The organism is Streptomyces sp. C36, from assembly GCF_040932295.1.
Classification (GTDB): Bacteria; Actinomycetota; Actinomycetes; order Streptomycetales; family Streptomycetaceae; genus Streptomyces; species Streptomyces triculaminicus.
In genome coordinates, this window is sequence record NZ_JBFQGI010000007.1 from 387,851 (window position 1) to 405,723 (window position 17,873).

General features: G+C 72.2%; 16 protein-coding genes. 7 read left to right on the forward strand and 9 right to left on the reverse strand.

All coding sequences use genetic code 11. From position 1 onward, the window contains the following. The first annotated feature begins 66 nt into the window (after positions 1–66). On the forward strand, positions 67–456 hold the full coding sequence (locus AB4K12_RS23100; protein WP_368436011.1) for a VOC family protein: 390 nt from the start codon (positions 67–69) through the stop codon (positions 454–456). Positions 457–642: 186 nt separating this feature from the next. Beyond that, positions 643–1,539, forward strand: coding sequence for an MBL fold metallo-hydrolase (locus tag AB4K12_RS23105; RefSeq protein ID WP_368436012.1), 897 nt, complete (start codon positions 643–645; stop codon positions 1,537–1,539). Between the two features lie 37 nt (positions 1,540–1,576). Here the strand turns inward: AB4K12_RS23105 and AB4K12_RS23110 are convergent, their stop codons facing one another. Next, positions 1,577–2,440: a LysR family transcriptional regulator gene (locus AB4K12_RS23110; RefSeq protein ID WP_368436013.1), complete on the reverse strand. Its 864-nt coding sequence runs from the start codon at positions 2,438–2,440 to the stop codon at positions 1,577–1,579. 68 nt (positions 2,441–2,508) lie between these two features. Here AB4K12_RS23110 and AB4K12_RS23115 point away from each other — a divergent pair, with 68 nt between their 5' ends. Then, a complete protein-coding gene (locus tag AB4K12_RS23115) occupies positions 2,509–3,417 on the forward strand; it encodes a DMT family transporter (RefSeq protein ID WP_368436014.1) in 909 nt (302 codons plus the stop codon). Positions 3,418–3,468: 51 nt separating this feature from the next. Here the strand turns inward: AB4K12_RS23115 and AB4K12_RS23120 are convergent, their stop codons facing one another. Next, complete coding sequence (locus tag AB4K12_RS23120; RefSeq protein ID WP_368436015.1) at positions 3,469–3,900, reverse strand: hypothetical protein; 432 nt, start codon at positions 3,898–3,900, stop codon at positions 3,469–3,471. A gap of 388 nt (positions 3,901–4,288) precedes the next feature. Here AB4K12_RS23120 and AB4K12_RS23125 point away from each other — a divergent pair, with 388 nt between their 5' ends. Next, the gene (locus AB4K12_RS23125; protein WP_368436016.1) at positions 4,289–5,572 is read left to right on the forward strand and encodes a DUF2993 domain-containing protein; all 1,284 of its coding nucleotides are present in this window, start codon (positions 4,289–4,291) and stop codon (positions 5,570–5,572) included. 126 nt (positions 5,573–5,698) lie between these two features. Here AB4K12_RS23125 and AB4K12_RS23130 read toward each other — a convergent pair whose 3' ends face one another. The 7 genes from AB4K12_RS23130 to AB4K12_RS23160 form a co-directional block, all read right to left on the reverse strand. Beyond that, entirely contained in the window at positions 5,699–7,093 is a 1,395-nt protein-coding gene (locus AB4K12_RS23130) for a sensor histidine kinase (protein WP_368436017.1), read from the reverse strand. Continuing rightward, positions 7,090–7,824 (reverse strand): response regulator transcription factor, encoded by a 735-nt coding sequence (locus tag AB4K12_RS23135; RefSeq protein WP_368436018.1) that lies wholly within the window; start codon positions 7,822–7,824, stop codon positions 7,090–7,092. Before AB4K12_RS23135 ends, AB4K12_RS23130 begins: the two co-directional genes overlap by 4 nt. A gap of 85 nt (positions 7,825–7,909) precedes the next feature. Next, a complete protein-coding gene (locus AB4K12_RS23140) occupies positions 7,910–8,914 on the reverse strand; it encodes a S1C family serine protease (protein WP_368436019.1) in 1,005 nt (334 codons plus the stop codon). Between the two features lie 116 nt (positions 8,915–9,030). Beyond that, positions 9,031–10,056 (reverse strand): LacI family DNA-binding transcriptional regulator, encoded by a 1,026-nt coding sequence (locus tag AB4K12_RS23145; RefSeq protein ID WP_086569311.1) that lies wholly within the window; start codon positions 10,054–10,056, stop codon positions 9,031–9,033. Between the two features lie 24 nt (positions 10,057–10,080). After that, on the reverse strand, positions 10,081–10,920 hold the full coding sequence (locus tag AB4K12_RS23150; protein ID WP_368436020.1) for a response regulator transcription factor: 840 nt from the start codon (positions 10,918–10,920) through the stop codon (positions 10,081–10,083). Between the two features lie 402 nt (positions 10,921–11,322). Further along, entirely contained in the window at positions 11,323–13,227 is a 1,905-nt protein-coding gene (locus AB4K12_RS23155; RefSeq protein WP_368436087.1) for an ABC transporter ATP-binding protein, read from the reverse strand. A gap of 119 nt (positions 13,228–13,346) precedes the next feature. Further along, positions 13,347–15,080: an ABC transporter ATP-binding protein gene (locus AB4K12_RS23160; RefSeq protein WP_368436021.1), complete on the reverse strand. Its 1,734-nt coding sequence runs from the start codon at positions 15,078–15,080 to the stop codon at positions 13,347–13,349. 165 nt (positions 15,081–15,245) lie between these two features. On the opposite strand from AB4K12_RS23160, the gene AB4K12_RS23165 reads away from it, so the two are divergent. The 3 genes from AB4K12_RS23165 to AB4K12_RS23175 all read left to right on the forward strand — a co-directional run bounded on the left by AB4K12_RS23165 (position 15,246) and on the right by AB4K12_RS23175 (position 17,767). Beyond that, positions 15,246–15,533, forward strand: coding sequence for a MoaD/ThiS family protein (locus AB4K12_RS23165; RefSeq protein WP_368436088.1), 288 nt, complete (start codon positions 15,246–15,248; stop codon positions 15,531–15,533). 10 nt (positions 15,534–15,543) lie between these two features. After that, the gene (locus AB4K12_RS23170; protein ID WP_368436022.1) at positions 15,544–16,875 is read left to right on the forward strand and encodes a hypothetical protein; all 1,332 of its coding nucleotides are present in this window, start codon (positions 15,544–15,546) and stop codon (positions 16,873–16,875) included. A gap of 181 nt (positions 16,876–17,056) precedes the next feature. Continuing rightward, positions 17,057–17,767, forward strand: a complete 711-nt coding sequence (locus AB4K12_RS23175; RefSeq protein ID WP_368436023.1) for a DUF2993 domain-containing protein — start codon at positions 17,057–17,059, stop codon at positions 17,765–17,767. Positions 17,768–17,873 lie beyond the last annotated feature (106 nt).

Consider the following 17,873-nt stretch of genomic DNA (forward strand, 5'->3'; position numbering starts at 1 on the left):
ACTGCGCTTGGCTTAAGTTTACGTCGGTAGCAAGTTTGCTCAGCATGTACGAATCCGAGGAGCCGCATGAACATCACCGCTTCCGCCGTGTCCCTGACCGTCGACGACGTGGCCGCCTCCCGGGACTTCTTCATCACGCACTTCGGCTATGCGGAGGTCATGGCCGCGGACGGCTTCGTCTCGCTGTCCCGCGAGGACGCGGCCGTCGACCTGGTCCTGCTGCGGCGCGGCATACCCGTACTGCCCGTCGAGCAGCGCGACCAGCGCGCCTCCGGCCTGATCGTGGTGTTCACCGCGACCGGCATCGAGGAGCAGGAGCGCCGGCTGCGCGCCGAGGGCGTCACCATCACGATGCCACTGCGCGAGGAGCCCTGGGGCGAGCGGCTCTTCCAGGTCACCGACCCCAACGGAGTCGTGGTCCAGCTCGTCGAATGGGTGACGCCGGCCGGTGCCTGACCGGCAGCCCGGGCCGATCACGGCCGATCGGCCACTGATCGGCGGCTGATCTGCGGCTGATCGGAGAGAGACGACCGGGGCGTAAAGCACAAGGCGGGCCACTCTTCCTCTTTGCGGGCGGCGGGAGTTATCACTGAATGGCGCGTGCGGCCACCCCGCGACCCGCACGCCGAGGAGGAGCTTCCCGTGGACATCGAGTCAGCCCCGGCCACCGGCTGGTACGTCGACTCCCGCTGCACCAACTGCGACGTCGCCCGGCAGCTCGCGCCGGACCTCATCGCGGAGGTGGACGGGCGCGCCGAAGTGGTCCGTCAGCCGCGCACCGAGGAGGAGGTGCGGCAGTTGCACACGGCGGCGTACGCCTGCCACACCCGTTCCATCCGCCACACCGAACACCGCCTCGACCCCGCCCTGGACCCGTTCCCCCTCGCCCTCGACGACACCGTCTCCCTCTGCGGGCACAACTCGCCCCACACCGCCGCCGCGAACGCGTATCTGCTGCGGCGGCCGTCCGGCACCACGATGATGATCGACACCCCGCGCTGGAGCGCCACCCTGGCGGACCGCTACGAGGCGGCGAGCGCCGGGCCCATCACCGACGTCCTGCTCACCCACCGGGACCACGCGGCGCACGGACGCCAGTACGCGGATCGGTTCAGCGCCCGGCTGTGGATCCATGAGGGCGACCTCGACGCGTCCCCCGACGCCGACCACGTTCTGCGCGGGACCGATCCCGTCGAGATCGCCGAGGGGGTGGTGGTCCACCCGCTCCCGGGGCACACGCTCGGCAGCGTGCTCTACGTGGCCGACGAGCGGTACTGCTTCACCGGCGACAGCATCTACTGGTCGCGTACGACGGGCGACCTCGAGGTGGCGGAGAGCGTGGTCTGGTACTCGATCACCGAGCTCGCCGCCTCCCTGGCCCGTACGGCCGAGAGGCTGCGCTTCGAGTGGGTGCTGCCGGGCCACGGCGACCGCAAGCGACTGCCCGCGCCGGAGATGGCCCGGCGGCTGCGGGGCCTGACGGCGCGTACCCAGGCGCTCGAACCCCAGCCCGTCGACTTCACCGCCCTGCGCTGGTAGCGCGCCACCACGACAACGCGCCACCAGCACAAGAGGCTCAGGGCTTTCCCGTCGCGAGGATCCGGTGTGCGAGGGCCACCAGGTCGGGGAGGGCCGGGTGTCCCAGCCCCTCGCGCCAGGCGAGGACGACGGGGACGGTCGGCGCGTCCGCGAGCGGGCGGTAGACCAGCGAGGGGTGCATGTGGTTGCTCGGGGTGGCCGACGTGGAGACCCCGACCGCGCGGCCGGCGGCGATGACCATGAGCCACTCGTCGGTGTTGGTCACCTCGATGGTCGCGACGGGCCGGGCCGCCGGCGGCCAGAGGTCCATGGTCGTGGTGCCGGAGACGGTGTTGAGGGCGATCGGACGGTCGGCGAGGTCCGCCAGGGTGACCTCGGGGAGCGCCGCCAGCGGGCTGCCGGCCGGCATGACCACCACCCGCGTCTCCGACAGCAGCGGTTCGGTGCGCAGCCCGGGCGAGGTGACCGCGCCGCGCAGCAGGGCCGCGTCGACCTTTCCCTGGGTGAGGCCGGCCGTGCGGTCGTCGACGCGGAGCAGTTCCAGCGCGATGCCGGGGTGCGTCTCGTCCCAGCGGCGCAGCAGGGGGACGGTGTGATCGCCGAGCGCCGCCCAGGTGTGGCCCAGGCGCAGGGGCCGGTCGGTCAGCCCTCGGGGGTCGAGGGCGGTCTCGACGGCGGAGAGGGCGGCTTGGGCCCGGTCGCGGAAGGCGCGGCCTTCGGCGGTCAGTTCGAGGTGGTGCGTGGAGCGGTCGACGAGGCGGGCGCCCAGGTGGTCCTCGAGCTGGCGCAGGGTGCGGGAGAGCGCCGGCTGGGTGAGGTGGAGGCGGGCGGCGGCGCGGGTGATGGTGCCCGCCTCGGCGATGGCGACGAAGGCCCGCAGGTGCCGCAGCTCGATGGTCATGCCTCCGAAGCATAACCGCACGGCAAAAGGCATTTCCCACGGCGTTGCCGGGTTTCTAGCGTGGGGGCATGACATCCACCGCGCACGCCCACACCTCCTCCGCGACGGCGGCGGAGCCCGTCGTTCTTCGCCATGCCGCCGGGCGCGGCACGCTCGGCGGCGTCGGCCTCGTCCTGGCCGGGACGGTGTCCGTCCAGTTCGGGTCGGCCTTCGCCGCGCTGCTGTTCCCGCGGGCCGGGGCGCTCGGCACGGTCGCGCTGCGGGTGACGCTGGCCGCGGTGGTGCTGCTGGTCGTCACCCGGCCCCGGCTGCGGGGGTACTCGCGCGCGGACTGGGCGGTGGCCGGCGCGTTCGGCCTGGCCCTCGGCGGCATGAACATCCTCTTCTACCAGGCGATCGACCGTATCCCGCTGGGGGCGGCGGTCACCCTGGAGGTGCTCGGGCCGCTGCTGCTGTCGGTCGTCGCCGCGCGCCGCGTCGCCGGCCTGCTGTGGGCGGCCCTCGCGCTGGCCGGGGTCTTTCTGCTGGGCCGCGGCGGCTTCGGCGAGCTCAACGCCGGGGGCGTGGCCTTCGCGCTCGGCGCGGGGGCGATGTGGGCGGCGTACATCGTGCTCAACGCCCGTGCGGGCGCCCGGTTCCCGCGGCTGGACGGTCTGGCGATCGCGATGACCGTGGCCGCGCTGGTCGCCCTGCCGCCCGGCGTCGGCGCATCGGGCGGGACGCTGCTGGAGCCCGCGGTGCTCGGCCTGGGCCTGGCGATCGCGGTGATGAGTTCGGGCGTGCCCTACGCCCTGGAGCTGCTCGCCCTGCGCCGGCTGCCCACCGCGACGTTCGCGGTGCTGACGGCCCTGGCGCCGGCCGTCGCCGCGCTGGCGGGCTATCTGGTGCTGGGCCAGGGGCTGTCGCTGCCGCAGTGCGCCGCGATCGCCATGGTGATCACGGCGAGCGCGGGCGCGGTGCGTACGGGCAGGCGGTGAGCGAATCGCCCGGAACCGCCCGCCCATGGCTACAGGGCGACAGGGCGACGGCTACAGGGTGACGACCTTGTCCTGCTTGAAGGAGATGAAGCCGTCGCCGTCGAAATAGAAGACGGTGAACTTCACCCGGTCGCCCTTCGCGAACCGCGAGCCGGTCTGCGTGCGCAGCGTCACCGTGGTGCTGTGGCGGGTGTAGTCGCAGGTGAGCTTGTCGGCCTTGATGAGTCCCGCGGCGTTCGACTCGTCGTGGCCGGTGACGTTGAGCTTGGTGGCGTTGACGACGAGCGCGTTGTCGTTGTGCTCGTCGCAGGAGTACGTGACCTTCGCCGCCAGGGCGTTCTGCCCGGTCAGCGAGCCGCTGTCGAACGCCAGGTCGTAGCCCTTGGCGGCAGCCGGAGACGCGCTGGTCAGCGCGGCGGCGCCGGCCAGGACGACGGCGGCCGCGGCACCCGCGGCGCGACGACCGAAACGGGATGACGTCATCAGGATTCCCTCCCCCTGCGCCGCCGTCCCGGCCCGCCTCGTCGGGGTCTACGACGATTCGGGCGACAACGGCGTTCGCGAGTTATTGATCTTGATGTGGAATCCTATGGGGTGCTCGCGCAGAGATTCGAGCACATTCGAGCCTTCATTCGGGCCCACCGCTACCGCACATGTCGCGTGGTCGTCGCGACTCCCCCGAGCGCGTGTCATGGGGCCACGCTAGAGGGCCCGGTCGGCCGAGGGGAAAAACCCCGGCCCAACGGCCGAAAACCGCCCCGCTTTTTGCTCGTATTGATGCTAAGACGCACGTTCGAACCGGTGCAAGTAATCCGCAAGTACCAGGAGTAACCCTTGCGTTCGAGGGCATTCACCGTGTTGGGATAGAGCGATGCGGACCCCCACCGGCATATCCGCCCACCCCACCGGCCACCACGATGACCTGGTGTCATTCGCCGACCCCGAGTACGAGCAACCCGCCGAACCACCCCTCTTACTCGACGAAGTCGCCGATCCGGCCCTCGAACCGGCCCTCGAACCGGTCCCCGAAACACCCCCCGGCCACCGCCACCGCCACCGTCGCCGGCGCCCCAGCCCCCGCCGGCACGCCGCCCGCAGGCAACGCCGCGGTCGCGGCCGCCGCCGCCCGCCCAGCCCCCTGCGGACCTACCGCCGGGCCACCAAGCTCCTCCTCGCCCTCCTCTTCGGCACCGCCTTCCTCCTCCTCGCGGACCGCTGCGCGGTGATGTACGCCGAGAAGAAGGCCCAGCAGAAGCTGCAGCAGGCGCTGCACCTCGAGGCCCAGCCGCAGGTGGACATCCGGGGGTTCCCCTTCCTCACCCAGGTGCTCACCAAGCGCCTGCGGCAGGTCGACGTCACCGTCCCCGACGTCGCCGCCGACCGGGTCTCGCTCGCCAAGGTGCGGGCGAGCGCCCGCGACATCCGGCTCACCGGCAGCCTGCCGGCCGGCATCCACGGGGCCGTCGTCGGCCGGCTCGAGGGCAACGTCCTGCTGGCCTTCGACGACATGAACCGCGAGCTCGGCGCCTCCCAGGTCAGATTCAGCGACCTCGGCGGCAACACCATCGGCGCCAAGGGGCGGCTGTCCGTCGCCGGGCAGGAGCTGGTCCTGCGGGCCCGGGCCCGGCTGCGGCGCGACGGCGACCGGGCCGTCTCCACCGCCGTCGAGGACATGAGCCTGGACCTCCCCCGCGTCGCCACCTACCGGCCCGGTCCGGGCGAGGGCCGCACGCTCACCCTGCATCCCGAGGCGGCCGAGCTCCTCAGCCGCGACGCCGCCCGGGTGAAGGCGCTGCTGTCCGTGCCGGCGATCGCCGCCCGGCTCGGGGTGAGCGAGGAGGACGTCGCGCTCGCCCTGCGCAGCGAGGAGCGGCTGCACGAGCTGACGGGCGCGCCACGCTTCGTCGAGCGGCTCACGAAGGTCAACCTGGTCGACGTGGTGCTCGACAACCCCTGGCTGCTGGAACGGCTCGGCATCGACCCGCAGTTGATCACCGCCCTGACCCGTCTCCAGCCGCCCGCGCTCGCCGACCGGCTCGCGCTGTCCTTCCGGCTCCCGAAACAGGCCGACGATCTGCACCTGCACGCGGTGTCGGTGCGGAGCGACGGCATCCGGGTGGAGCTGACGGCCGCCGGGCTGCCGATCGGCACATGAGGCGAAGGCGGCCCCCGCCACCGCCCCACGGCTCACCCGCCACGGCTCACGGCCAGGCCGGCTCACAGCCGGGGCGGCTCACAACCGGGCCGGTTCATAGCCAGGCCGGCTTACAACCAGGCCGGCTCACAGCCGGGGCGGCTCCGTCGCCGCGCCCGGCAGCCGGACGGAGGCGATGGTGCCGCCGTCCTCGGCCGGGGCCAGCGTGACCTCGCCGCCCGCCTGCCGGACCGTATGGGCGACGATGGCGAGCCCCAGGCCGCTGCCGGGCAGGCTGCGGGCGGTCGGCGAGCGCCAGAAACGGTCGAACACGTGCGGGAGTTCGTCCGCCGGAATGCCCGGTCCGTGGTCCCGAACGGTCAGTTCACCATTCACCAGGCGCACCTCGATCACACCACCCGGAGAGCTGAACTTCACGGCGTTGTCCAGGAGATTGACCACCGCCCGCTCCAGCGCGGCCGGTTCGGCGCGTACGTACCAGCTGCCGAGCTCCGCGTCGATCGAGAGGTCCGCTCCGGCGGCACGCAGCCGGGCCCGGCCCAGCGCCCGCCCGACGGCCTCGTGCAGCGCGATCACCTGCAGCGGGCCGCCGCCGCTCGGGCCGTCCGGACGTGAGAGTTCCTGCAGGTCGCCGATCAGCCCGGCCAGCTCGGCCATCTGCGCCGTGACGCTCTCCAGCAGTTCCTTGCGGTCCTCCGCCGGGATCGCCCGGCCCGTCGCCTCGCTCCGCACCAGCAGGTCGATGTTCGTCCGCAGCGACGTCAGCGGGGTGCGCAGTTCGTGCCCGGCGTCCGCGATGAGCTGCTGCTGGCGGTCGCGCGAGGAGGCGAGGGCGGCGGTCATGGCGTTGAAGGACGCCGAGAGCCGCGCGATCTCGTCCTCGCCCTCGACGGGGATGCGGACGGCCAGGTCCTCCGTGCGCGCGATGTGCTCGACGGCGCCGGTGAGCCGGTCCACGGGCTTGAGCCCGGCCCGGGCGACCCACAGGCCGGCCGTCGCGGCCCCCAGGGCCCCGAACCCGCCCACTGCCGCCAGCACGATGGCCAGCGCGTTCAGCGGCCGGTCGATCTCGCTGAGCGGCTGTGCGATGGACACGGCGGTGCCGGGCACCGGTCCCGGGGACGTGGCGACGCGCATCGAGGTGCCGTCGTTCGCCCGGGCGTCGTGCAGCGCCTGCCCCCGCTGCTGCCGGGCGACGAGGAGGTCGTCGTCCTCGACCTTGATCGGGGAGGTGCCGACCGTGCTGCAGATGAAGCCCTCGCTCGTGATGATCTGCACCGTGTAGGGGCGGAAGAGGGCGGACGGGCCGGTGGGCGCGGTGCCGCAGCTGCGCAGCAGCCCCTTCACGGTGGTGTCGTCCGCCCGCACGCTGGTCAGCGTCGTGTCCCGCTGGTGCTCCAGCTCCTGCCGGGTGACCAGCCAGCACGCGATCGCCGCGACGGCGACCGCGACGGCCACGGCGGCGGCGGTCAGCAGCGCCAGCCGCGAGCGCAGCGGCAGCCGCCGGAATCTTGTGATCATTCGGCTCCGCCGTCCGCTCGCAGGACGTATCCCACCCCGCGCACGGTGTGCACCAGTCGTGCCTCCCCGCCCGCCTCCGTCTTGCGGCGCAGGTACATCACGTACACGTCCAGCGAGTTGGACGAGGGCTCGAACTCGAAGCCCCACACCGACTTCAGGATCTGCTCCCTGGTCAGCACCTGCCGGGGATGGGCCATGAACAGCTCCAGCAGCGTGAATTCCGTGCGCGTCAGCCCCACCGGGCGTTCGCCGCGCGTCACCTCGCGGGTCGCCAGGTCCATCCGCAGGTCGGCGTAGGCGAGCGTCCGGGCGTCGGCCGTGGCCGGGGCGGGCGCCGCGTAGGAGCTGCGGCGCAGCAGGGCGCGGATGCGGGCCAGCAGCTCGTCCAGGTCGAAGGGCTTGACCAGGTAGTCGTCAGCGCCGGCGTCGAGTCCGGTGACCCGGTCCCCCACGGTGTCGCGTGCGGTCAGCATCAGGATCGGTACGGTCACCCCGGAGGCGCGCAGCCGGCGGGCGGCGGTGAGGCCGTCCATGCGCGGCATCAGCACGTCCAGGACGATCAGCTCCGGGTCGTACGTCCCCACCTTCTCGACCGCGTCCAGCCCGTCGACGGCGGACTCCGTCGCGTAGCCCTCGAACACGAGGCTGCGGCGCAGCGCCTCGCGGACGGCGGGCTCGTCGTCCACGATCAGGATGCGGGCGGGCTGGTCGCCGTGCTCGGCGGGGCTCATCGGCGGTACCTCACGGGTGTACGTCATGGGCGGCGGACGCTCTCAGCGTCGCACGCGACCGGTCGGCGGGAACGGGTCCGGCGGCTCAGCCGCCGACGCCGCCCGCCCGGAGCTTGGCCAGGTCCGCCTTGACGGTGTTGACCGGGATGGCGAAGCCGAGCCCCACGCTGCCCGCGGAGTCGCTCGAGCCGCTGCCCGAACCGGAGGCGTACATCGCCGAGTTGATGCCGATGATCTCGCCGCTCATGTTGATGAGCGCGCCGCCGGAGTTGCCGGGGTTCAGCGAGGCGTCCGTCTGGATGGCCTTGTACGTCGTCTTGGACGAGCCCGTGTCGCCGTTGTACTGGTTGCCGCCGAACTCGAACGGCCACTGCGGGACGCCGCGCTGCTGCTTGCCGCGGCCCTCCTCCTTGGAGACGGTGACGTCGCGGTTGAGGGCGGAGACGATGCCGCTGGTCACGGTGCCGGTGAGGCCCTCGGGGGAACCGATGGCGACGACCTGCTCGCCGACCTTGAGCCTGCCGGAGTCACCGAGGGTGGCGGCTTTGAGGCCCTTGCCGCCCTGGATCTTGATCAGGGCGAGGTCCTTGTCCGGGTCGGTGCCGACGACCTTGGCGGTCTTCGCCGTGCCGTCGCTGAGCGTGACCTGGACGGTGTCGGCGCCGGAGACGACGTGGTTGTTGGTGACGACCTCGCCGTCGCCGGTGACGATCACGCCGGAGCCGGTGGACTGACCGGTGCCGGTGGCGGCCTTGATCTCCACGATGCTGGGGCTGACGGCGCCCGCCACGGCCGCGACGCCGCTGCCCTTGGCGGAGACGTTCTGCACGGGCGTGGCCCGGTCGCCGCCGTGGGAACCGCCGGTCAGCTCGCCGACGAGCGCGGCGGAGCCGCCGCCGACCAGGGCCGCGACGAGGGCGCAGGCCGCGATCAGCGTCACCGGGCGGCGGGCCCGGGGTGCTCGGTGGGCGTGGGGCTCCGGCGCCACGGCCGGTGCGGGCCCGGCGACGTGGGCGTACGGGGCGTACGCCGGGGGCGCCGGGTAGGGCCGTGGCTGCGGCTGCTGGTGGGCGTCAGGGGTTTCCGTCATGTCTATGACTGTGCTCCGGGTTCATGAGAACAGTCTGAGTGCGCCCTGAAAAGGTGAGCAAAAGCGCGTTCGTACCGGATAAACACCGTCCTGCTCCCCCTGCCCGGCGGGCGGCGTCAGCCGCCGCAGCCGCAGGACCTGCGGATGACCAGCCGGGACGGGAACTGCTTCAGGCGCTCGCGCCTGCTGCCGGCCACCCGCAGCCCGTCGTCCAGGACCAGGTCCACCGCCGAGCGGGCCATGGCCTGGCGGTCCGAGGCGACGGTGGTCAGGGGCGGGTCCGTCAGGGCCGCCTCCTTCACGTCGTCGAACGCGGCGACGGCCAGCTCGCCCGGCACGTCGATGCGCAGCTCGCGGGCGGCGCGCAGGACGCCGATGGCCTGGTCGTCGGTGGCGCACATCAGGGCCGGCGGCCGGTTGGGTCCGGCCAGCAGCTCGAGGGCGACCTTGTAGGCGTCGTAGCGGTTGTACGGGGCGGGGAAGAGCCGGCCCTCGATGGACTTTCCGGCCTCGCGCATGGCGCGCCGCCAGCCCTCGACGTGGTCGGTGACGGGGTCGCCCACCGTGGGGGTCTCCTCCGTGCCACCGAGGCAGGCCACGTAGGGGTGGCCGTGCTCGAGGAGGTGGCGGGTGGCGAGCTGGGCGCCGCCGACGTCGTCCGTGACCACGGCCACGTCGTCGATGGCGTCGGGCCTGCGGTGCATCAGGACCACGCGGGCGTCCCAGGCGTCGATCTCCAGCGCCGCGGTCTCGCTCGGTCCCTGGCTGATCAGGATCAGGCCCGAGACGCGCATGCCCAAGAAGGCGCGCAGATAGTGCACTTCGCGCTCGTCGAGGTAGTCGGAGTTCCCGACGAGGACCATCTTCCCGCGCTCGGCCGCCGCCTGCTCGACCGCGTGCGACATCTCCGCGAAGAAGGGCTGGCGCGCGTCAGGGACGATCAGGCCTATGAGGTCCGTCCGTCGCGACGCCATCGCCTGGGCGACCCGGTCGGGGCGGTACCCCAGCTCCTTGATCGCCGCCAGCACCCGTTCCCGCGTCGCCGGCGCCACCGGACGCGGTCCATTGTTGATGACATAGCTGACGACCGCGGTCGACGTCCCCGCAAGTCTCGCCACATCGTCCCGCGTCACCTTGGCCACGCGCGGCAGTCTACGCGGGTCCACCTACCGTTTCACCGGGCGTACGGCCTCGGCTTCGGCCGCCTCCGCCTTCCCGGGCCGCGCCCGGTCGCCCGCGTCCCGCGCCACGGACCCGTCCCCCGGGCGGTCGATCTTCTCCGGCATCTTCTCCGAGGACTTCTCCGAGGACTTCCCGGACGCCTTCTCCGGCGCCTTCTCGGGCACCACGAAGCGGTAGCCGACGTTGCGGACGGTGCCGATCAGCGACTCGTGCTCGGGGCCGAGCTTGGCCCGCAGCCGTCGCACGTGGACGTCCACGGTGCGGGTGCCGCCGAAGTAGTCGTAGCCCCAGACCTCCTGGAGCAGCTGGGCCCGGGTGAAGACCCGGCCGGGGTGCTGGGCGAGGTACTTCAGCAGCTCGAACTCCTTGAAGGTCAGGTCCAGGACCCGGCCCTTGAGCTTGGCGCTGTAGGTCGCCTCGTCCACGGAGAGGTCGCCGCTGCGGATCTCCATGGGGCTGTCGTCCATGGTGATCTGCTGGCGGCCCATGGCCAGCCGGAGCCGGGCCTCGACCTCGGCGGGTCCGGCGGTGTCGAGCAGGACGTCGTCGACGCCCCAGTCGGCGGTGACGGCGGCCAGGCCGCCCTCGGTGACGACGAGCAGCAGCGGGCAGCCGGGGCCGGTGGAGCGCAGGAGCTGGCAGAGGCTGCGGACGTGCGGCAGGTCACGGCGGCCGTCGATCAGTATGACGTCGGCGCCGGGGGTCTCCACCAGGGCCGGGCCCTCGGCGGGGGCCACGCGCACGCTGTGCAGCAGCAGGCCGAGCGCGGGCAGCACCTCGGTCGACGGCTGGAGCGCGTTGGTCAGGAGCAGCAGGGAGCTCATCGGCCGCCACCCGCCTCGGTCGTCGTCGGCCCCGTACGGCCGGCACGGGGATCGGTCTCTTGTCGTGCGCTTCGCTCGCCCATTACGTCGGTTCCTCCTCGGTCCCTGCGAGGACGGTTGGGGCACTGCTCGTCGTCCGAATGCACAAAAGGACCCGGGGGCTACTCTGCCCGGATCCTCTCTGCCCAGCAGAATAACCCACCCGACTTTCGGAGGTGCCGACGATTTTGCACGACCTTGTGTTTCGTCGATCACTTCGAGTGGTGATCGCACCCCACTCTTGACGGCTCCCCGCGGCTCTCGGATGGGACCAGTCTGCCCCGGCGCCGGCCCGTCCGGCCAGCGGCACGGGGGGCCTCCGAAACGGAAGCCCCCCGGTCGCTCGGTGCGTGCGTACGGCGCCTAGCGCACTTCCTCCGCCACCGGCTGGGCGAACTGCGCCTCGTACAGACGGGCGTACGCGCCGCCCGCCGCCAGCAGCGCGTCGTGCGTGCCCTGCTCCACGATCCGGCCGGATTCCATCACCAGGATCACGTCGGCGTCCCGGATGGTGGACAGGCGGTGCGCGATGACGAAGCTGGTACGGCCGGTCCGCAGGCGGCCCATGGCCTGCTGGATGAGCACCTCGGTGCGGGTGTCGACCGAGCTCGTCGCCTCGTCCAGGATCAGGATCTCGGGCTCGGCGAGGAAGGCGCGGGCGATGGTGATCAGCTGCTTCTCGCCCACACTGACGTTCGACCCCTCCTCGTCTATGACCGTGTCGTAGCCGTCGGGCAGTGTGCGCACGAAGCGGTCGACGTGGGTCGCCCTCGCCGCCTCGACGATCTTGTCCATCGAGATGTCCGCAGCGGCGCCGTAGGCGATGTTCTCCGCGATCGTGCCGCCGAAGAGCCAGGTGTCCTGCAGCACCATGCCGATGTGGGAGCGCAGCTCCTCGCGCGAGATGGCGGCGGTGTCCGTGCCGTCGAGCGTGATGCGGCCCCCGCCCACCTCGTAGAACCGCATCAGCAGGTTGACCAGCGTGGTCTTGCCCGCGCCGGTCGGCCCGACGATGGCGACCGTCTGCCCCGGCCGCACGGTCAGCGACAGGTCCTCGATGAGCGGCTTGTCCGGCTCGTAGCGGAAGGAGACCTTCTCGAAGGACACCTCGCCGCGCACCCGCTCCGGGACGACCGCGTCGGCGGCTTCCGGGGACTGCTCCTCGGCGTCCAGCAGCTCGAAGACCCGCTCGGCCGAGGCGACGCCCGACTGCACCAGGTTGGCCATGGACGCCACCTGCGTGAGCGGCTGGCTGAACTGGCGCGAGTACTGGACGAAGGCCTGCACGTCACCGATCGACAGCGAGCCGCTCGCCACCCGCAGGCCGCCGACCACGGCGACCAGCACGTAGTTGAGGTTGCCGATGAACATCATCGCGGGCTGGATGATGCCGGAGATGAACTGCGCCTTGAAGCCGGCGGCGTAGAGGTCGTCGTTCTCCTTGCGGAAGGTCTCCGCGGACTCCTTCTGGCGGCCGAAGACCTTCACCAGCGAGTGGCCGGTGTACATCTCCTCGATGTGGGCGTTGAGCGTGCCCGTCGACTTCCACTGCGCCACGAACTGCGGCTGCGCCCGCTTGCCGATCTTCGTCGCCACGACGATCGAGACCGGGACGGTGATCAGCGCGACCAGCGCCAGCAGCCAGGAGATCCAGAACATCATGGACAGCACGCCGACGATCGTCAGCAGCGAGGTCATGATCTGGCTGAGGGTCTGCTGCAGCGTCTGCGCGATGTTGTCGATGTCGTTCGTGGCGCGGGAGAGGACCTCGCCGCGCTGCTGCTTGTCGAAGTAGCTCAGCGGCAGCCGGCCCAGCTTCTCCTCGACGTCCTCACGCAGCCGGAAGACCGCGCGCTGGACGACGTTGGTGGCGATGCGGGCCTGGATGAACATGAACAGCGAGGCGCCGACGTAGATCAGCGTCACCCACAGCAGCACCCCGCCGACCGCGTCGAAGTCGATGCCCTGGCCCGGGGTGAAGTCCACGCCGGAGAGCAGGTCGGCGATCTTGCCGTCGCCCCGCTGCCGCATCCCCTCCAGCACCTGGGCCTTGGAGAGGCCGGATTCCCACTGCCGGCCGATGACACCGGCGAAGATCAGGTCGGTGGCATGGCCGAGGACCTTGGGCCCGACGACGCTCAGCGCGACGCTGGCGACACCCAGGAAGAGCGCCACGGCGATGACGGTGCGCTCGGGGCGCAGCAGGGACAGCAGGCGGCCGCCGGAGCCGCGGAAGTCCATGGACTTCTCCGTCGGCTGTCCGCCCATGAAACGCGCGATGCCGACCGCGGGGGCCGGTCCTCTGCGCTGCCCGGCGCCCTGGCCGGGGCCCTGGGCGTCGCCGCCGGGCTTGCCGCCGGGCCCGCCGGCCGGCTTGTCGGGGGACGTCACGCCGCCTCCTCCTCGGTGAGCTGGGAGAGCACGATCTCCCGGTAGGTCTCGTTCGTCCCCATCAGTTCCGTGTGGGTGCCGGTGCCGACGACGCGCCCTCCGTCGAGGACCACGATGCGGTCGGCGTCGCGGATCGTCGAGACCCGCTGCGCCACGATGAGCACCGTCGCGTCCTGCGTCTCGTCGGCCAGCGCCGCCCGCAGCCGGGCGTCGGTGGCGTAGTCGAGGGCGGAGAAGGAGTCGTCGAAGAGGTAGATCCCGGGCTTGCGCACCAGGGCCCGCGCGATCGCCAGGCGCTGGCGCTGGCCGCCCGAGACGTTGGAGCCGCCCTGGGCGACGGTCGCGTCGAGCATGCCGTCCATCGCCTCGACGAAGTCACGGGCCTGCGCGGTCTCCAGCGCCTGCCAGAGCTCCTCGTCGGTGGCCTCGGGACGGCCGTAGCGCAGGTTGGAGGCCACGGTCCCGGAGAAGAGGTACGGCTTCTGCGGTACGAGCCCCACGGCGTCGGACAGCAGGACCGGCTCGAGCTCGCGCACGTCGTGGCCGTCGAGGAGGACCGCTCCGGCGGTGGCGTCGAACAGGCGCGGGATCAGGCCCAGCAGCGTGGACTTGCCGCTGCCGGTGGAGCCTATGACGGCGGTGATCTCGCCGGGCCGCGCGACGAGGGAGACGTCCTTGAGGACCGGCTCCTCGGCGCCCGGGTAGCGGAACTCCACACCGCTGATCTCCAGGTGGCCGCGGCGGCGCAGCTCGGTGACCGGCGCGAGCGGCGGGACCACGCTGGAGTCGGTGGTCAGCACCTCCTGGATGCGCTCGGCGCACACCTCGGCGCGGGGCACCATCATGAACATGAAGGTGGCCATCATGATGGCCATCAGGATCTGCATGAGGTAGCTGAGGAACGCGGTGAGCGCGCCGATCTGCATGCCGCCGTCCTCGATGCGGTGGCCGCCGAACCACACGACGGCGATCGAGGAGAGGTTCACGACCAGCATCACGGATGGGAACATGGTCGACATCAGCCGGCCGGCCCGCAGCGAGACGTCCATCAAGTCGTCGTTGGCGGAACGGAATCGTTTCCGCTCGTGCGTGTCCTTGACGAACGCACGGATGACGCGGATGCCGGTGATCTGCTCGCGCAGCACGCGGTTGACGACGTCGATACGGTCCTGCACACCCCGGAAGACCGGGCGCATACGCCAGATGATCACGCTCACGATGGTCGCCAGCACCGGAACGATGACCAGCAGCAGCGCCGACAGCGGCACGTCCTGCTGAAGCGCCAGCACGATGCCGCCGACGCACATGATCGGCGCCGAGACCATCAGCGTGAACGTCATCAGCACCAGCATCTGGACCTGCTGGACGTCATTGGTGGTGCGCGTGATCAGCGAGGGGGCGCCGAACTGCCCCATCTCCCGCGAGGAGAAGGACTGCACGCGGTCGAAGACCTCGCCGCGCAGGTCACGGCCGACCGCCATGGCCGTACGGGCGCCGTAGTACACGGCGCCGATGGCGCAGACGATCTGCGCCAGGGTCACGGCGAGCATCAGCCCGCCGGTGCCCAGGATGTAGCCGGTGTCGCCCTTGACGACGCCCTTGTCGATGATGTCCGCGTTGAGGGTGGGCAGATAAAGCGTCGCGAGCGTCTGCACGAGCTGCAGCAGAACAACCGTCGCGATCGCTCCGGAATAGGGCCGCACATAAGCCCGGAGAAGTCGTACCAGCACACAGGCAGCCTATGCGAGCACCCCTCCGCACGGCCCCACCTTTAACGGCTGGGGACCGCGCCCCGCGCGGCACCCGTCATCATGGAGGACGGCAAGATGCCGGAAAGAACGGAAGGGGTCGCCGTGGCGACGACACACACGGCACGACCGGCGCGGCCGGCTCGGCTGCCGGCACAGCCGGGGCCGCCGGTACCACCGGTCGGCACCATCCGGTACTGGGCCGCGGCCAAGGCCGCCGCCGGCACGCCCGAGGAGCCGTACGCCGCGTCGACGCTGGCGGACGCCCTCGCGGCGGCCCGTGGTCGGCACGAGGGGAAGCCGGAGTTCGCGCGGGTGCTCTCGCGCTGCTCGTTCCTCGTGGACGGCGACCCCGTCGGCACGCGCGACCACTCGACGGTCCAACTGGCCGAGGGCGGCACGGTCGAGGTGCTCCCGCCCTTCGCAGGAGGGTGACCCCGGCAGCATGAGCGATCAGCACCACCACAATCCGTACGAGCCGTACGAGCGGCACGATCAGTACGCGCCGTACGAGCCCTACGCGCCCTACGACCCCCAGGCGGCCGACGGGCAGGCCCCGCCGGCGTACGACTACGGCTACGACGCCCAGGGCCAGGACCCGCACCACGCCCAGGGTCAGCACCAGGCACCGCACCAGCACCAGGCCCCGGCGCAGCCCGCCGCCCCCGCGTGGCCGCAGCCGCAGCACGGCTTCCCGGCGCACGAGGAGCCGGACACGCAGACCTGGCAGACCCAGAGCTGGGACGCCCGGGCCTGGCAGCAGCAGGCGGAGCCGGCGCCGGTCGCCGAGCCGGCGCACGACGCGCCGTGGGCCGGCGGCGGCACGGGCGCCGCGGCCTGGGACCGGCCGCAGCCGCAGGCACCGCGGTCGCAGACGCCGCAGCCGTACCACTCCACCGGCACCCCGGCGCCGGTGGCCGAGCCCATGCCCGTGGCGGGGATGCCCCCGTCCGCGGCCGCGCTGTCGTACCCCTCGCACCCCGAACTGGACGCCGAGCCCGCGCCCGTCGCCGACCGGCCCCTGACGGCCGCCGAGAAGGCGAAGGCCGAGGGCCGGGCGCAGATCCTCTCCCCCGGCTTCCGGCCGGCGCTGATCACGGCCGTGCTGGCGGCGCTGCTGGCGGCCGCGGCTCCGCTGGCGGAGGCCGCGCTGGCCGTGCCGGTGGTGCTGCTGCAGGCGGTCACGGCGGCGGGCTGGTTCCGGCTGAACGGCATGTGGCCCGCCCGGCAGGGCATCGCGCTGGCGTTCCTGGGCGGCGTGGTCGCCGACGCGGCGCTGCTGGCCACGGAGGCGAGCAAGGCGCCGACCGTGCTGCTCGGCACGCTGGGCGTATGGATTCTGCTGGTCATCGTCCTTCAGCTGCGCAGCCACGCCTCACCCGACGAGCGGCTGTACGGGCTGACGGCGGCCACCGCCTCGGCGGCCCTCGCGGTGGTGGCGGCCGGTCACCTCGCGGCGGACCCCGACGCCGTGGTCGTGGGCGCGGCCGGCGTGGCCGCGGCCGTGCTGGCGCGGGCCCTGCCGCTGCCGTCGCTCGCCGCTCCCGTCGTCGCCCTGGTGGCGGCCGCCGGCGCGGGGATCGCGGGCGGCCAGCTGACCGGCATGGGCACCACGGGCGCGCTGCTGGGCCTGGCGGCCGGGGTGTGCGCCCTGGTGGGCCTGCGGGTGGCGAGCTACGACTACCCCTCGCGCTTCGTGCACATGACGGCCGGCGTCGCCCTGCCGCTGGCGCTGGCGGCACCCGCCGTCTATGTGCTGGGCAGGGCCCTGGGCTGACGGACCACTTCCCCTGCTGATCAATAATGATCAACACGCGCCGGATCGGTTACAGAGGAGTTACGTGACCGGCCCGGCGTTTGTCCGATCGGCCCGGTTAGGCTCGCGGGGCAGGCCAGGGCGGCCTGACCCGAACCGGGCCGACCGGCCTGCCGATCTACTTGTGGGGGGACCGACAGCCGTGCGCGCTCTACGGATAACTCTGATTGTCGCCATAGTCCTCGGCGGCCTGTTCGTGGCCGCCGACCGGGCGGCCGTCTACATCGCCGAGAACCAGGCGGCCGAGAAGATCCGCAGCAGCCAGGGCCTCTCCGGCACCCCCAGCGTCTCGATCAAGGGCTTCCCCTTCCTGACCCAGGTCGCCGGCTCCGAGCTCGAAGAGGTCGACATCAAGCTCGACGGCGGCATCACCGCCAACGCGGGCGACCGCTCGATCAAGGTCAGCGGCTTCGACGCCAAGCTGCACGACGTCCGCATCGACAGCAGCTTCACCTCCGCGATCGCGGGCCGCGCGACGGGCACCGCGCACATCTCCTACGAGGACCTGACCAAGGCCACGGCCGACCCCGGCGTCAGCGTCGCCTACGGCGGCAAGGACGGCTCCGGCGGCAACCAGGTGAAGGTGACGGGCACGGTCCCGGTGATGGGCCAGCCGGTCACGCGCAGCGTGGTCTCCACGGTGACCGTGGTGAACGGCACCACGATCCGGGTGCGGGCCGACGAGATCCCGGCGCAGGGCATTCCGGGGCTGGAGCAGGCGGTCCGCGCGAAGACCGACTTCGACCGGCAGCTCACGGGCCTGCCCAAGGGCCTCAAGCTCGACAAGGTGGTCACCACGCCGACCGGCGTCGACGTCACGCTGACCGGGACGGACGTCAACCTGGCCGGCTGAGCCGGACGGCCCCTGGTCCCACGTTCCGAGACGCTCGCGTCCGTACATCAGTCCATGGGGCCGGATTCCGGGCCTCGCGGGCCCCGGAAGGGCCTGCGGGGCCCTT

What these genes read in the sequence shown, in the direction of transcription:
- AB4K12_RS23100 (WP_368436011.1), top strand. Translation starts at nt 67, where the DNA reads ATGAACATCACCGCTTCCGCCGTGTCCCTGACCGTCGACGACGTGGCC.
- AB4K12_RS23110 (WP_368436013.1), bottom strand. Translation starts at nt 2,440, where the DNA reads ATGACCATCGAGCTGCGGCACCTGCGGGCCTTCGTCGCCATCGCCGAG.
- AB4K12_RS23115 (WP_368436014.1), top strand. Translation starts at nt 2,509, where the DNA reads ATGACATCCACCGCGCACGCCCACACCTCCTCCGCGACGGCGGCGGAG.
- AB4K12_RS23120 (WP_368436015.1), bottom strand. Translation starts at nt 3,900, where the DNA reads ATGACGTCATCCCGTTTCGGTCGTCGCGCCGCGGGTGCCGCGGCCGCC.
- AB4K12_RS23125 (WP_368436016.1), top strand. Translation starts at nt 4,289, where the DNA reads ATGCGGACCCCCACCGGCATATCCGCCCACCCCACCGGCCACCACGAT.
- AB4K12_RS23130 (WP_368436017.1), bottom strand. Translation starts at nt 7,093, where the DNA reads ATGATCACAAGATTCCGGCGGCTGCCGCTGCGCTCGCGGCTGGCGCTG.
- AB4K12_RS23135 (WP_368436018.1), bottom strand. Translation starts at nt 7,824, where the DNA reads ATGAGCCCCGCCGAGCACGGCGACCAGCCCGCCCGCATCCTGATCGTG.
- AB4K12_RS23140 (WP_368436019.1), bottom strand. Translation starts at nt 8,914, where the DNA reads ATGACGGAAACCCCTGACGCCCACCAGCAGCCGCAGCCACGGCCCTAC.
- AB4K12_RS23150 (WP_368436020.1), bottom strand. Translation starts at nt 10,920, where the DNA reads ATGAGCTCCCTGCTGCTCCTGACCAACGCGCTCCAGCCGTCGACCGAG.
- AB4K12_RS23155 (WP_368436087.1), bottom strand. Translation starts at nt 13,227, where the DNA reads ATGGGCGGACAGCCGACGGAGAAGTCCATGGACTTCCGCGGCTCCGGC.
- AB4K12_RS23170 (WP_368436022.1), top strand. Translation starts at nt 15,544, where the DNA reads ATGAGCGATCAGCACCACCACAATCCGTACGAGCCGTACGAGCGGCAC.